Genomic DNA, 15,615 nt, shown 5'->3' on the forward strand with positions numbered 1-15,615 from the left:
CACTTAATAGATGCAAAATTGTATTTAACGCATCAGAAATGGCAAAGGAAACAACGCAGATTCTTCAAAATTTTATCAATAGAGTACAAATTGATTGAACATTCTGTTGCTAATAAATGGTGCAACAATAGTATGAATTTAGATGTTTTTATGAACCATGTATCCTATAAATGCTAGGAAAAAAATAGCTTGATAGAACAAGCTTTGTTTCTGTTGAAAACAATATTACACAAAGGAACTTTGGGAATAGAGGGCATTTGCATGCATATTTAAGAGAATTATGAGCTTGCCTGCATAAGATGCCACAAAACCATGACTATGGTAAAGAGCCATTGATGTTTCAATTCATACTGCATTTTATAAGATTAGGATTCATATTTTAATCTTTAAAAAATGTCGAAAAAGAGAAACATTTTTTAAGAATAAAAAGTTCTTTACACAGTATATATCAATATAAACATGTATGGCTATTATATGATGATTTTTCTTCTAGAAGGGGAATATTATTTGGATAATATGCTTTCTTTGATTGGAAATCTTTTGTGTTAAAAGATATAGGTGAGGTGCGATGGATCATTTTTATGTTGTGGAGAAGGATTAATGAGTTTTTTTCGTTGTATTGGCCGTTCTGCCTTATTTATGGTGGATCCAGAGCAAGCACACGGTTTAGCGATTCTCGGGCTGAAAAGTGGATTAAATGGTTGTCAAAAGGTTATCGACAAACGTTTGTGTGTAACTGTTGCTGGTCTTGAGTTTGAAAATTTTATTGGTCTTGCAGCGGGGTTTGATAAAAATGCAGAGGTTGTAGATGGTATTTTTCGTTTAGGATTTGGTTTTACTGAAATTGGGACAGTGACACCAAAGCCTCAGATTGGAAATCCTAAACCACGGCTTTTCCGTTTAAAAGAAGATGAAGCGATTATTAATAGAATGGGCTTTAATAATGACGGACATCAAGTTGTTTACAATAGATTGCGTGCGTGTAAAAAAACTGGTGTTATAGGAGTCAACATTGGAGCCAATAAGGATACGGTCGATAAGATTGATGATTATACTGTTGGTATTGTTCATTTTTATGATGTTGCTGATTATTTTACGGTTAATATTTCTTCTCCTAATACACCAGGTTTACGTGATTTACAGGCCCGTGACAGTTTGCATCTTTTGTTGAGTGCAGTTTCGAAAGCGCGAAATGAGCAAGAGAACAAGCATGGATTCTCCATTCCTATTTTTTTAAAAATTGCTCCCGATTTATCAGAGAAAGAATTAGATGATGTTGCTGAAGAAATAAAACTTTCTGATTTTAATGGACTGATTGTTTCTAACACAACTCTTTCACGCCAGGGGCTTAGCAATAGTCACTTCAGTAATGAACAGGGTGGGCTTTCTGGACGTCCACTTTTTGAGCGTTCTACTATTGTGCTTGCAAAAATGCGTCAAAAATTAGGGAAGGAGATTGCAATTATTGGTGTTGGCGGTGTAAAGGACGCACAAACCGCTTTGGAAAAAGTAAAAGCTGGTGCAGATTTAATTCAATTATATAGTGGGATGGTTTATGAAGGTCCAGATCTTGTCATAACTATTCTGCAAGAGATTTTGCAGATGATGCAACAAGATGGAGTTGATAACATAAAAAGCTATCGTGATCATAGTCTTGAACATTGGGCAAAATTTCCTTTGTAAAAAAACGCTTTTTTCTTCACAAAAAATTGCGAGATTTTTTTTAAGGGGCTTGCAAACTTTGTTGATTTTCCTTATGTCACATAAGCGTAAGAATAAATGTTTACGAAATCGTGAACATTTATGATACATTTTCTTTTTATGCGGTTGTAGCTCAGTTGGTTAGAGCGCTGGTTTGTGGCACCAGAGGTCGTAGGTTCAAATCCCACCAACCGTACCAAGAGAGACGTCATTTCTGCACTAATCGGTGGATTTTGTGCTACTGGTCTCGCGCATATAGGAGCCTGCAAATATGCTGCCATGCGACTTTCTAGTGTCCTCCATGAGATTGAAATAGAGAATCTTGAGGTGGCGGTAACGCATTATTGCAAAGACAAACCCTGGCTAGGGTTTGGTCATCCGATTATGCAACGGGATGTCTGGGTTGATTTCTTTTTTTTTACGCTTTCAGGCGCCTATGCGCCCCTTCAGTTCGCTTGCGCGATCTATTTCGGACAATACAGGACAGCAACCCAATGTCGATTTTCTAATTGCAAGCATCATGAGCAAACATCGGGCTGCTCCTGAGCTGGGATTGTTGGCTTTTTTCGTTTGTCGTATGCCGATACTTCTCGCGCACTATCAAGCGCGGTTTAGCACTCATTCCTTCAGTTTATCATCAAAGGATTTAAGAGAAAAATATAAAAAGGTCTCCCAATTATGGCTATAAAGCATCACACCGAGCCAAATTTCTTGGGTATATGTCAGAGTATTACCTTAACCGCACCGATGCGTGCTTGCGGGCAAATCGATATTTCTCACTGGAATTTAGCCCATAACTATTTGAAACAGGGCTTGTTACTCGAAGCCTTGCATCAGTTTTCAGTTCGATTCGCCACCGTGGTGGCTAAAAACTCGGATCTCACTTATCGCTATCTCCCTGTTATGGTTGAACAGTTTTTCTCTACCACCCATTTTGATAGCGATCGGTTATGCGTTGAAGGACATATTGAACGCATTAATGAGGCCTACCGTATTCACTGTAAGGCTAGCACATATGACAATGGAAAGGCCGTTATTGCGCAGGCAATCATCATGGTCAGTAAGGTCTGCTTCTTTAGCTCGTGTTCTGAGAAAGCCGCTCTTCCATTACTAGGCGATTTATGTAAGATTTCCTCCGTAACCGGAGATTCTTGTACTTTTTCCTTTAATGCGCATCACCCGCTTTTTGAGGAACATTTCCCCTCCCGCGCCGTATGTCCTGGTTCACTATGATTGAGATGGTTCTGGCTTTAGCCACGCAGGGTAGGACAAAAAATATCGCATCTGTTGCGCTGAAAAAAGTAAAGTTCATTGAAGCAGTTTATCCGGGAGATACCTATCAGTTGACCATTAAACAGGATACAGAGTATGAACCGGGTGGCGTTTTTTATATTCATACGGAAACTAAAAAACGAAGCACTTGCGGTAAGTTTTCTATCAAATATAAAAAGGAGGATGCGCCATGTTTAACATAATAATCTCTTTTATTCCGTGGAGTATTTACTCCTGGGTTATCAATGGAAACTTTTTAACTCTGGTCGAACGCTCTCTCATCTTAACTGTGATTTCATTGTTCATTATTGCTGTGAATATTAAAATTGTCCGGCAGGGAGAACCCGTGATGATTACTAACATTCTGACAGTTATTGTCCTGTTTGTTAATTATTTCGCTGGATGGTCTACACTTTTACTGAACTACCCCACAGTTTTTTGCTATCTGTCACTTGCTCTGGTTTCATTGATTAGCTTGCTGGTAAAGAAACCCTTTACCATTTTTTATGCCAGTGCTGGTGTTTCTGAAGAAAAACGCAAACATATCCTATTTTATCTCATCAATAAATATATTACATGGATTTGGGTAATCATCTTTTTTGCCAATGGCCTTCTAGTGGCTTTTTTTACATGGACCCCGCAGATTTGGTTGGTCACTATGGGTTTAATTTGTACTGGTATTCTTTTTTCTAAATATCTTCCTAACATCATGCAATATTTTTATCGCATCAAACATCATGGAGCATAATATGTCATTGTTTAACATTCTGACCGGAACCCCTTTATGGGCTTGGATTTTGCTTATTTTTCTCATTGCGAGGGGAATAATCGCATTGAAAGATAGGGAAACGAAGGTTTACCGCCTTTTTCTCTTGCCGTTAGTCTTTCTTTTTTTGGGCGCAAGCGATGTGATTAACCAGCTGGCTTTCCCACGCTGGGGAGCAATCGCAATGTTGGCAGGGCTGATGATCGGCTTTGGCGTTGGCTGGTTGCTCTGGCGTGCTACTGCGCGTTTAAAAATCAAAGAGGGAACGGATTTCATTATTCTGCCTGGTACGCCGTTGACGCTGACATTTATTCTTATCGCTTTTGTCATCAAATTCACATTGATTGTTTTTCTCAAGGTTGTACCTGATTTGAAATATGCATTTGATTTTAACCTTCTTTTTGGTCTTTTAAGTGGGTTTACTGGTGGTGTGTTGTGGGGCGGCACATTAAATTTATATATAGCATTTCGAAAGAATCCAAATTAGTTCCTATATCCTTAGCTGTTGATGCTTCTGTCAAGTATTATGATACAGAAGCGTCCGCTATTTTACGTTGAAACTGCGGCTGCTATACGACTAAGTGGCCTTACGCCTGAGTATGCAAGAGCGGCAGAGTTTGTACAGTCTACGCCATAATATGTGGAGCACTCTTGCGGGAATGAGTGCATTATTATTGCGATATACATGTAACCCTCTAGCTAATATTATATTAGTAAGGCTGTTTTTTGAAGCCGCTTGTAATTACGGTGTGTTTTTAAAGAGAACGTTCGAACCGATGTATCGCTTGCAGTACCATTTCTCTTTATAAGACTATTATCATTTCTTTTAGAAATCTGCACTTCTCACCTTTTTTGCGTATGATCGATAACGTAGTTAAGATCCTTGAGATAGTGAATTTTTATCTCTTTTGCTAAAAATGCCCAAACCATCTTATTTAGTCGAGACTTTGTTTAAGAAGGGATCTTCTAAATTTATTTTTTCAATAGGATATAAATTTCTCGTTTTGGGTGCGCGGTAAACTTATAGCAGCAATAAGCTTAGGTTTATTGGTTCTAAGCGTGGAGGGAGTTGAGCTATCCAATGCAAAAGAATAAATTGCACTTTTGTCTGACTTTGTGAACACACACTATTTTCTGGACTAATCGAGGAAATAGAACATTCATGTGTTTGAGAGGATTAGACAATGAGTTGTAAACAATTAGAGCAAGAAATAGCCACAGTAAAGTATACGTCAATGTAGGAGCCCAAAGCCTTATGGCACACTTATTTCAGTGACGATTATTTAGGACAAACGCATCATGTGCTTGTGGTGCCAAAAGGCTATCAATGAGGGCAAGATTTACAAAAGCTTGAAAGTTATTGCCAAGCATATTACCGGCATCAATTGGAATAGCCATTTGTTTTTTGGCCTTGTAAGGCGGGGATGAGAGGATGACAGGGGACAAGAAAGGTGCTTAAACAAGCGATAAAACCAATACGCGGCGCTATATATAGACGTAAAACCGAAGAAGGTTTAAAGCAAGAGTTTAACTAACGGGACGACAAAAAGAAGCAGACGAAAGCTTTGTTAAAGCTTACCGTCATGAAGGTTGGCAATTAATACCAACGTTGCTGATAATGTAAAAATCATGCCGCAATATATTTAAGGAGCGAGTGCAAGAGATTAATACATTCCTATGGCAGATTGTAAAAGCATGGTTTATACATGAGCCTAATTATATGATTGATAAGGCAATACAAATTACTCAGGGACAAAATGATAAGAGCTATATTTTATTATGAATCTGACACACAGTATAAAACCTATAAAGGCAAAGCGTTTTATGGCATGGGAAGGATTTTCAGCCTACTGGTGGGCGTTTGAGGGTGTTTTTATTTTACCTTCCGTAAAAGGTATTTTAGCAAATCTTGCTTGTGCGGACAAGGGAAAACTAGAAGTGGATGCTGACATAATCCCTTGTGAAATGGTTTTTATTGCGTCGAAATAAATGATGAAGAAATTTATGTTTTCGTTGGCAGTGATAGTACTTGGATGTGCTTGTGCCAATTGATAAGCTTATTGATAATATTTGTAAGTGCCATAATAGCACACAAGAAAAAATATAAAATCGCTGTCTTTATTATGCCAAACAGCGGCTAATTTAGAGCGCGAAATTATTGCTTTTGCAAAGTAAATCAAAGAAAAGCAAAATGATCAAAATGTGGTAATGCGAATTTATTTAGCTGACTTGCGTAAGCAAAAAGAAATAAAACAAGCACAAGAAACTTTAAAAAATAAAGAGAACAGCTTATACGACATTTTTCATGAAAGTAAATTTGCAGAGGATATAGAAATAAATAGGATAAAAGGAATTGCGACGTACAAAAGAAATATTCATAGACATATTTTATACTAAGCGTAACGGAGAAGCGCAAAGATGAGTATAATAGCGGGTGAAGATAAAATAGAGGGCATGAGTCAAAGCCCTATTAATCCAGACATAGAAAAGTTAAAAGCAGTCTTTCCGCAATGTTTTGCTGAGGGAAAGCTGGATATAGATCAGCTTCTTAATCTATGCGGCGAATATATTGATAATGATTTTGAGAAGTTCAAATTTGAATGGAAGGGCAAAGGAGCAAGTTTAAAGCTTGCTCAAAAGCCTTCATTTGCGACATTGCGCCCGAAGCGCGAGGAGAGCGTAAACTTTGATAATACACATAATCTTTATATTAAGGGCGATAATCTTGAAGTGTTAAAACTTATCCAGCGGGCTTATTTTGGCCAAGTGAAGATGATCTATATAGACCCGCCCTATAATACGGGTAATGATTTTATCTATGATGATGATTTTAAAGACCCATTGGCGCGATATAAGGAAGTGACGAGCCAAACGACAAAATCGAACCCTGAGACAATGGGGCGGTTTCACACGGCTTGGCTCAATATGATTTATCCGCGCTTGCGTTTGGCACAGACCTTATTGCGTGACGATGGGGTGATTTTTATCTCAATAGATGATCATGAAGTTCATAATTTGCGCAAAGTATGTGATGAAGTGTTTGGCGAAGAGAATTTTGTTGCGCAGCTGGTGTGGAGGAAACGCACTGGTGCTAATGATGCGCAAAACAATGTAAGTACAGACCATGATTACATTTTGTGTTATAGTCGCAGGCACACTGTTTTTAGTGGAGTACAAAAGAGTTTTGCAAATTATACCAACCCCGATAATGACCCGCGCGGGCCTTGGATGGCTGATAATTTGACATGCAATAAAACAGCATCAGAGCGGCCAAATCTTAATTACCCGATTACTGATCCAAAAACGGGTGTAGTTTACCAGTGTAATCCCAATCGTGTATGGGCTTATGAAAAAGGACGAATGGCAAACATCATCAAAGAAGGCAAGGTGATCTTCCCAAAAAACGGACAAGGTACGCCTACTTATAAACGTCATCAAACAGAAGTTAAATCTCAAACTAAACCATTTAGTACAATGCTTGAAACAGATATGAATTTTATAGCGACCAAACAATTACGAGAACTTTTAGGCGGCCAATTTTTTGATCATCCCAAGGGTGTGAGTCTTATAAAGCAATTGATTGAACAGACGACCAGTGACAACGACATCATTTTCGATTTTTTTGCTGGTTCTAGTACAACGGCGCATGCAGTGATGGCTTTGAATGCTGAAGATGGTGGTAATCGCAAATTCATCATGGTGCAATTGCCTGAATTATGTGATGAAAAGAGCGAAGCCTATAAAACTGGTTATAAAACTATCTGCGATATAGGTATTGAACGTATTCGCCGCGCTGGTGCACAAATTAAGAAAAAGCATGAAGCAGAACTCACAAGTGAGCAGCCTCTAGACACCGGATTTCGCGTTCTAGAGCTCGATAGTTCCAACTTTTCCATATGGGACGATAGCCCGATTGATCCGAATGCACTTGATGTTAAAGAACAATTGCAAATGCGCTTGGATCATATTTTGCAGGGGGTGAATCCCGAGCGCTCTCATCAAGATATTATCTTCGAAATCATACTTAAATATGGTTGGCCACTGGATTTAAAAATTTACCCTTTACCAATCAATGGCAAAAAATTCTATTATATAGGCGAGAGCGAAGGCGATGTCTTGGTAATTATAGCCATAGACCCGCCCTTTGAACCCGAAGATGCGGAAGAGATGATAAAGTATTTGCCCGTAAAAATCGTAGCGCTTGATGCGGCCTTTAAAAGTGATGAGGCGCTTATTAATTGCGACTTTATCTTTAAAGACAATGAAGTAAGTTTTGATAAAATTTAAACTATAGAGAGACGATTGGGGCGGCGATATGAAACTTAAATTTAAACAACAAGAATTTCAAAATGATGCGGTTAAAAGCGTCATTGATTTATTTAAAGGCCAACCACGACGGAATTCTTCTATTTTCTTGCATTCAGAACAAGGACAATTAGCGTTAAATGAATTTGGTTATGGTAATCAATTATTGATCAGTGATGAAAGCATATTAGCAAATTTACAAGAGGTGCAACAGAACAATAAACTCTTGGCGAGTAAGACGCTAGAGCAAAAGCAGTTTTCTATTGAGATGGAAACGGGAACAGGCAAAACTTATGTCTATAGCAAGACGATTTTTGAGTTAAATCAACGCTATGGCTTTACCAAATTTATTATCGTCGTACCAAGTGTTGCTATTCGCGAAGGGGTGTATAAATCACTTCAGGTAACAAGGGAGCATTTTCAAGCAGAGTTTGATAATCTGCCCTATCGTTATTTTATTTATAATTCAAAAGATCTTTCGCAAATTCGCCAATTTGCAAGCTCAACCAATATTGAAATTATGATTATCAATATTGATGCATTTAAAAAAGCAGAAAATATTATCAACCTTCCGCAAGATAGACTGAATGGCGAAAGTGCTATGCGCTATATCCAAGATACAAATCCGATTGTGATCATAGATGAACCGCAATCGGTGGATAATACAGCAAAAGCGAAGGAGGCTATTGCGAGCCTTAATCCGCTTTGTGTTTTCCGCTATAGTGCCACGCATAAAGATGAGATTAATCTTTTATATCGTTTAACACCTGTTGATGCTTATAAAAAAGGACTGGTAAAGCAAATTTGTGTTTCTTCTAATCAGATAGAGCAAAATTTTAACCGTCCCTATATTGCCTTGAAATCCGTATCTCACAAACATGGCTTTAAGGCGCGCTTAGAGTTGGATATTGCGGGAAAGAATGGCACTGTGAGCCGCAAAACAGTTACAGTGAGACAAGGCGATGATCTGTATCGCGTTACGGGCGGGCGTGAGCTTTATAGGGGTTATATTGTTTCGGGTATCAATTGCATGGCGGGGGATGAAGCTGTTGAGTTTTCTGATACTGAAATTGTCAAATTTGGCCACGCCCTTGGTGATGTGAATACAATAGAGCTTAAACGCGCGCAAATTTATCGCACTATAGAAACACATTTAGATAAAGAATTGCGGCTTGCGCCTTTAGGGATTAAAGTTTTATCACTTTTTTTTATTGATGAGGTGGCTAAATATCGTAGCTCTGATGAAGAGCCAGCACTTTATGAGCGTATGTTTGAAGAATGTTATGAAGAGCTGTTGGCGAAAAAGAAATATGCCTCCTTGCGAACTAAGTTTGCACAAAATGTTCGGAACGTGCACGGCGGTTATTTCTCGCAAGACAAAAAAGGCGTCTATAAGGATACAAAGGGCGACAGCCAAGCTGATGATGACACTTATAACACGATTATGCGTGATAAGGAGTGGTTATTATCTTTTGCATGCCCCTTGCGTTTTATCTTTTCGCATTCGGCCTTGAGAGAAGGCTGGGATAATCCGAATGTGTTTCAAGTGTGTATGTTGATTGAGCAAAAATCGAATTTTACCGTACGGCAAAAGATTGGTCGCGGTTTGCGCTTGTGCGTAAACCAACACGGTGAACAGGTAGAAGATAAAGATATAAATGTGCTGCATGTCATGGTGAATGAAAGCTTTGCTGAGTTTGTGAGTACATTGCAAAAAGAATTAGAGGCGGATATTGGTTATAAACTTGGTACATTGCAGATGGAGCATTTGGTTGGCCGTATTTATGAAGATGTAAAATATGTGGCCGCTAAAGTGGAAGTATCGCAAGCACAAAAAATTGTTAAAATACTTGTTGCAAAAGATTTTATTGATGAGGCAGGTGTCGTTAAAGTAGATCAAGATTTAGTAGCGAGCGAATTTGATGCTATAGGGGCGGAGGAAATGCCACGCGAATTGCGTCAAGAAATTGTGAAAAAAACTGATGCGGGCGCGCTTATTAATGTTGAGACGCTGCAAGATCTGATTTATATGACAACTGTGACAGAAACAAAAATTCTGTCTTCGCAAGAGGCTGCTGATATATTGGTTGAGTTGCGTGAAAAAGCCTTGCTTACATCAGCAGGAAAAATCACAGATACATTAAAAGCGCAATGGGCGACTGGGACGTTAGATTTAAGTGAACGTTTTAGTAAAGGGCAGAAGCAGGCTGTGCTGCAGGCGCTAGAAGCGAGCCAAGCCATGCCGATTATTCGTAATGCTACGCGCGAGGTGCGGGTTAAGCTTAAAAAGCAAACAGTGGCTTCACCAGAGTTTTTGGCCTTGTGGGAAAAGATCAATAAAAAGACCACTTATCGTGCAAAGCTTGATCGCACAGAGTTTGTTGCCAAAGCAGTGGATGCAGTGGAAAAAATGGCGCCAGTTGCGCCCGCGCATTTGGTTTATCAGACAGCAGAGATAGAACTGGATAGTGCTGGTGTGACCTATGAAGAGCAGTTATTAAAGCAGAGTGCGCTTGATTATAGTTTTTGTGCACTGCCGAACATTGTACATTATTTGACCTTAAAGCTGAAATTAACCACAAAGACAATTATTGGTATTTTGACCAAGAGTGGCCGTGAGCATGAGTTTGTAAAAAATCCACAAGCTTTTTTAGAGCGCATAGAAGAAATACTCAATAAAACCCATGTTAATCTTACAATTGATGGCATTAAATATTTAAAGCTGGTCGGGCAAGAATATAGTGTGCAAGAGCTTTTTACCAGTGAAGAGCTTGTGGCAAATTTAGAGCGTACAGCTGTTGTGAGTGAGAAGAGTGTGTATGATCATGTGGTTTATGAAAGCAGTGTGGAGAAAGAGTTTGCACAAAGTCTTGAAAATGATCCTGAAGTCAGATTGTTTTTTAAACTACCAAGAAGTTTTAAAATAGCCACTCCCATTGGTTCTTATACGCCTGATTGGGCAGTTTTTTTAGAGCGAGATGGCGAACAAAAGCTTTACTTTGTGCTGGAGACAAAAGGGGCAAATAGCGAGTTTGATTTGCGACTTAAAGAAATACTGAAGATTAAATGCGGCAAAGCGCATTTTGCTGCACTGCAAACGAGCGTTGCGTTTAACGACCAGCCGGTGATAAATTGGCGTGAATATAAGCGTACTTTGCCCGAAGGGGCGCATGAGTTTCCAAGTGCTGCGGTGGTTGTTACAGAATGATTGGAGCATGAAATACTTAAGGGGGAGGGGAGAAAAGCTTTTTATATCAAAATAATAAATTGATAAAAGGTAGTTATAATGTACACTTCATGTTGAATTTAATTGTTTTCATTTAATACAGGAGGTAAAGTTATGAAAACTAAAGATATGTATAAACCCCTGAAAAAAAATTAAACGGGTTGATGTTGCTGCGCTCAAAGCCCGAGCAAGTGAGCAGAAAATGGCTGCTTGAGGCGCTTCTATGAATTGAAGTTTTAAAATATATAAAGCTGGCGGCAAAAAAGCCGCCAGCTTTATAGCTTTTGGATATATTAATGACGATAGATTATGAAGTTAAAAAGTTGCTCTATGGCTGTGGGGCAATGAGCGGGGTTCGGTTGATTACAGGTTCCTTCCATGCTTTTTTTTTCTTGTCTATGGGCGTTAGTATAGCACAGTTAGCCTTATTGCAAATTGTGTTTAGCGCGGCTATTTGTATTTTTGAAGTGCCTTGTGGGATTTTAGGAGATAAAATTGGCGTTAAAAAAAATGTTATCTTATCATGTTTCTTTTTTTCGCTCTTCTTCTTTTTATGTATTTACGCGCCTAATCTTTCTGTCTTAATTCCGGCAGAAATTATTTATGCTTTAGGCTTTGCTTTATGCTCTGGCGCTGATAGCACATGGATTAAAGGCTTAATCGACGGCGGTGGATACAAGGGTAGTTTGATCTACCACCAAGTAAATGCCTATAAACGGGAACTAACGGCATTCATGAATATGGTTGCTGGTGCGCTAGGTGTTCTTATTGTTTTGTGTATGGATAATTATCAGTCGGCATATTATTTTTGTTCTTTCGGGTTTCTCGTGCTTGTATTCTTGTTTAGTCGGGTGACGGGGATAGGTATTGCATCCGCTTCGGATAGTCAGTCAATAGACTCGGGTTCTTTGTTGCATGCAACAGAAGCTTTTACTTATTTAGTTACCTCAAAAATCGGATTATATTATATATTGATATGTGGTTTTATTGTTGCTGCATTGCAGCCAATATTTCATTTTTGGCAACCTTTTATTTTGGGACAGACAGGAGTATTAGACAATGCGACAGGAAAGACTAAAATTCTTATTCTTGGCCTGTGCTTTGTGTCTTATACTCTCGTAAAATACTTATTTAATCGCTTTGTAATTAAATATCTTATGCAAAAATATGCTCCTATGGCGATAACTTTGTGCTCACTCGTCCTAAGTGCTGTTGTTATGCTTGCTCTGCTCCTCGTTGCAAACAGTTGGGCTCCTATTATTTTATTCACCGTATTTCATAGTTTTTTTTCTGTTCCTATGACGCAGTTTGAAGCAGAGTTTTTTAAACATATTCAACAAAAGAATGCAAATACGGTTTTATCCATTGTTAGTTTTCTTGCGCGTATTTTGGGTATTTTAGCGCTTGTGCTGATTGGTTGGTTGGCAAATAATGTTTGTATAGAAGCAGCTTTTTGTTTTGCCTTGGTGTGTATATGTTTAATTATCCCGCTTAATTTGGCCTGGCTTTATACTGATAAAAAGTTAATAAAAAACGAAGAGGTCTGAGAGTGAAGATACAGTTGAATAGGGCCTTGCCTGTGACTTACATAAAGACACAGGAAAGAATAGTGTGTGGGTCATCTTATATGGATTGAGTCGAAATTAATAGCTGTCCATCGTTTTTAGTAGAGATGCTTACCGATTTGAATACATCAAATGATTGTGCGGCTATTAGCCAGAAATATCGCGAACGAGCATATCAAGAGGATATGATATTGATGTGTTGTTAAATGAATACTTCAGATTGGATTCGGAGGTGGACAAAATTATTATTTTTGGAGAGGGCAATCATTCATATGAAGTCTCTATAGTTTTGTGATGTGGACATGGTGCGTATAGTTATAGAATGCTCTCCTAGTGAGTGCTAGATGGTGCTTTTGCGTCCGTAAAATATTGTGCGTTGGTTGTTGAAATAAAGTTTCATAATTTTAGATCGTAAAGCGGTGGGGCATCGAGGTGCCTTATGTATCATAAATGCTCTTTTTTAATTGGTGTATAGGCACAATGGATTGTAAAAATGCTAATGCCTGTGTTTTTTGACAACTTGGTCGGCTTTGTTTTTTTACGTATGTAAGCAGCGAGTAAGCAAAGGTTAGCACAGGTGTATTACTTGCAGTACCAAAAAGTTTGATTAAAAATACTAAAAATGGATATACAAGACGAACAAACGGCTCGCTGAGGATCTTTTATCAATGACTGTAGTTGCTTGGGGGCATAATATTGTACAAAAAAACGCATGGCATAAAGTCCAAAAAACCAATAAAGGTGCATTGCGCTTCTTTTTTAAGAACTGGGCATCTCCTCTTACCTTAATGCGTTCTCATTATGCATCCTTTACACAAGACTTGCGATGGAAAGACTTTACGGAAAAAATCAATGTGTTTTGTTTAAAAGATCCGAGCTTAATATGCCCTTCAATATGGAAAGATATTTCACAATGTTTGTTGTGATGAAGCAATTGCTCTCTCTTGGCATGCCTCTGGCTGTTGGGTTTATCTTTCAGATGATGATTTCCTTCACAGATGCAGCGCTTGTAGCGCATTTAGGCGTGCAAGCCTTGAGTGGTACAATGTTAGCTCTGAGTATATTTAGTTTTGTTATGTTGTTTGGGCTAGGTATTATTACCGCGGTTGCACCAAAACTTGCGGAAAGTTTTCGTAGACAAGATAGATATGCATTAAAGGCATGGTTTGATCAAGGAATATGGCTTTCCCTTGTGATTGGAATGATGAGTGCGATCATTTTACTCAACACGAGGAATATTTTGTGTTTTCTCGGCCAAGATGGGACAATTGCCAATATAGCGCAGGAATATAATAGTGGTGCTGCTATAGGAGTGGTGTTTTTTTATCTTTATGTGAATAGCCGGGGATTACTGTCAGCAATTGGTAATCCAAAGCCCTTAACCTAGGTTATGCTTGCGGCTATCATCGTGAACTTTTTTATCTCTTGGCTGCTTATTTTTGGTATAGGTTCTGCAAGCGGATTAGGTGTCTTTGGTGCAGGAATTGCGAGCAGTTTGATCCGTATTTTAATTGTTATTGCAGCAGCAATAATTTTGTCCCGCAATTCTGCTTTTCATTCTTTTTGCTTTAATTATTTGAGACCAAAGTTAGAGATTTCACGAATAATAAAATTGCTGCGAGTAGGGCTACCTATTGGTATACGTATTCTTATTGCGGAGGGCTTTCCTTCGGTTATTGCATTCATGATTACGGCTTATGGGATCGAATCTTTGGCCGCACATACGATAGGGATGCGACTCGATATGCTTATTTCTGTGGTGGCTTTGGGGATTTCCAGCGCAGCCGCGACAATAGCAGCGTGGTATAGAGCAGATAGGAATAATATGGCTCTAAAACAGCTGCGTATGAGTGTCACAGTTTTTGCTGTAGCTTATGTCTTATTTTTATCAGTGGTTGTTTATCTCTCTTATGAATTTATCCTTACAACCATCTTTAATATTTCTGAAGACAGCGTTGTTGTTTTCTCTTGGAAGTTGCTTCCGTTCATCTTATTGTCTTTTGCTTTTGGCACTTTAGGAGCTATGCTCAATGGCATACTTGTGGGTTTGCTTGATACGTTTTGGTCAACAATTGTTGTAGCAATAAGTTATTGGGGGTTAGGCCTATTTGGGGGAGCGCTAATGGCAAATTTTTTTGAATATGACTTTATTGGCTATTGGCTTGGCATGATTGGTGCAAGCTTAATCGTTTCTCTCTTTAATTATATGCGCGTGGGTTATTTAATAAAATGCAATCCTATGTTTGGGGCAGAGTGAGTGTTATAAAAGCGCTTGTAAAGCACTAGCTGTGAAGGCTTAGCTACTCACCATCCATAGAGGCTGTTTTTACTTCTATGGAGATAACAATATAGGTTACAAAACTTGCTTAATATTGAAAAGAAGTGTCTTTGATTGTAGCCTCAATATTATTTGTTGAGTTTTTAAAATAATATGGGTTTATTAAAATCATTCGGCTACAATTTAAGAGTAAGTTCGGTAGATTGGAAGAGTTTAATACCTTAAAAAATGACGAGAAAAAACGTGCTTATATTCATACGCCGTTGAGGAGGCATTTAAAAAAGTTGTTGTTTTTATAAGTCATTACCATTGTGATGCTAAAACGCATGCATTTGTCAAAACAATCGCAGACGCTAACGATGTTATTCTTGCAAGCCCTGTTTATCACGGGTCTTATTCAGGGGGATTGAAGAATGCTCTTGATAATTTAGAGTATAATGCTTTTGGGATAAAGTTTTTGGTCATCTCTCTCATGACAATATAACCCAAAATGCGCACTGCC

Annotated in this window: 14 protein-coding genes and 1 tRNA gene; all 15 read left to right on the plus strand. The window is 38.5% G+C overall.

What is annotated here, in order from left to right; genetic code table 11:
* The first annotated feature begins 600 nt into the window (after nucleotides 1-600).
* The 15 genes from ACFILY_RS03280 to ACFILY_RS03350 all read left to right on the plus strand — a co-directional run bounded on the left by ACFILY_RS03280 (nucleotide 601) and on the right by ACFILY_RS03350 (nucleotide 15,597).
* Nucleotides 601-1,683, plus strand: coding sequence for a quinone-dependent dihydroorotate dehydrogenase (locus ACFILY_RS03280; protein WP_375637532.1), 1,083 nt, complete (start codon nucleotides 601-603; stop codon nucleotides 1,681-1,683).
* A 140-nt stretch (nucleotides 1,684-1,823) separates the two neighbouring features.
* A tRNA-His gene (locus ACFILY_RS03285) sits at nucleotides 1,824-1,900 on the plus strand.
* A 195-nt stretch (nucleotides 1,901-2,095) separates the two neighbouring features.
* Nucleotides 2,096-2,389, plus strand: a complete 294-nt coding sequence (locus tag ACFILY_RS03290; RefSeq protein ID WP_375630989.1) for a hypothetical protein — start codon at nucleotides 2,096-2,098, stop codon at nucleotides 2,387-2,389.
* Nucleotides 2,380-2,934 (plus strand): beta-hydroxyacyl-ACP dehydratase, encoded by a 555-nt coding sequence (locus tag ACFILY_RS03295; protein WP_375637531.1) that lies wholly within the window; start codon nucleotides 2,380-2,382, stop codon nucleotides 2,932-2,934. The genes ACFILY_RS03290 and ACFILY_RS03295 overlap by 10 nt, the downstream gene beginning before the upstream one ends.
* Entirely contained in the window at nucleotides 2,931-3,176 is a 246-nt protein-coding gene (locus ACFILY_RS03300) for a hypothetical protein (RefSeq protein WP_375637530.1), read from the plus strand. The genes ACFILY_RS03295 and ACFILY_RS03300 overlap by 4 nt, the downstream gene beginning before the upstream one ends.
* Complete coding sequence (locus ACFILY_RS03305) at nucleotides 3,164-3,721, plus strand: hypothetical protein (protein ID WP_375637529.1); 558 nt, start codon at nucleotides 3,164-3,166, stop codon at nucleotides 3,719-3,721. The genes ACFILY_RS03300 and ACFILY_RS03305 overlap by 13 nt, the downstream gene beginning before the upstream one ends.
* Nucleotide 3,722: 1 nt before the next feature.
* Nucleotides 3,723-4,226, plus strand: a complete 504-nt coding sequence (locus ACFILY_RS03310; protein ID WP_074380593.1) for a DUF6622 family protein — start codon at nucleotides 3,723-3,725, stop codon at nucleotides 4,224-4,226.
* Nucleotides 4,227-5,038: 812 nt separating this feature from the next.
* Nucleotides 5,039-5,167 (plus strand): DUF2924 domain-containing protein, encoded by a 129-nt coding sequence (locus tag ACFILY_RS03315; RefSeq protein ID WP_375630993.1) that lies wholly within the window; start codon nucleotides 5,039-5,041, stop codon nucleotides 5,165-5,167.
* A 351-nt stretch (nucleotides 5,168-5,518) separates the two neighbouring features.
* Nucleotides 5,519-5,728, plus strand: coding sequence for a hypothetical protein (locus ACFILY_RS03320; protein WP_375630994.1), 210 nt, complete (start codon nucleotides 5,519-5,521; stop codon nucleotides 5,726-5,728).
* A 429-nt stretch (nucleotides 5,729-6,157) separates the two neighbouring features.
* On the plus strand, nucleotides 6,158-8,026 hold the full coding sequence (locus tag ACFILY_RS03325; protein ID WP_375630995.1) for a site-specific DNA-methyltransferase: 1,869 nt from the start codon (nucleotides 6,158-6,160) through the stop codon (nucleotides 8,024-8,026).
* A gap of 28 nt (nucleotides 8,027-8,054) precedes the next feature.
* Nucleotides 8,055-11,252 (plus strand): DEAD/DEAH box helicase family protein, encoded by a 3,198-nt coding sequence (locus tag ACFILY_RS03330; protein WP_375630996.1) that lies wholly within the window; start codon nucleotides 8,055-8,057, stop codon nucleotides 11,250-11,252.
* 314 nt (nucleotides 11,253-11,566) lie between these two features.
* Complete coding sequence (locus ACFILY_RS03335; protein WP_375637528.1) at nucleotides 11,567-12,817, plus strand: MFS transporter; 1,251 nt, start codon at nucleotides 11,567-11,569, stop codon at nucleotides 12,815-12,817.
* Between the two features lie 931 nt (nucleotides 12,818-13,748).
* On the plus strand, nucleotides 13,749-14,222 hold the full coding sequence (locus ACFILY_RS03340; protein ID WP_375637527.1) for an MATE family efflux transporter: 474 nt from the start codon (nucleotides 13,749-13,751) through the stop codon (nucleotides 14,220-14,222).
* A gap of 21 nt (nucleotides 14,223-14,243) precedes the next feature.
* Nucleotides 14,244-15,092, plus strand: a complete 849-nt coding sequence (locus ACFILY_RS03345) for an MATE family efflux transporter (RefSeq protein ID WP_375637526.1) — start codon at nucleotides 14,244-14,246, stop codon at nucleotides 15,090-15,092.
* Between the two features lie 316 nt (nucleotides 15,093-15,408).
* Nucleotides 15,409-15,597, plus strand: coding sequence for an NADPH-dependent FMN reductase (locus ACFILY_RS03350; protein WP_375612108.1), 189 nt, complete (start codon nucleotides 15,409-15,411; stop codon nucleotides 15,595-15,597).
* The last annotated feature ends 18 nt before the right edge of the window (nucleotides 15,598-15,615 follow it).

Origin of the sequence: Bartonella sp. CL25QHWL (assembly GCF_042195335.1) — a bacterium.
In the GTDB taxonomy this organism is placed as follows: Bacteria; Pseudomonadota; Alphaproteobacteria; order Rhizobiales; family Rhizobiaceae; genus Bartonella.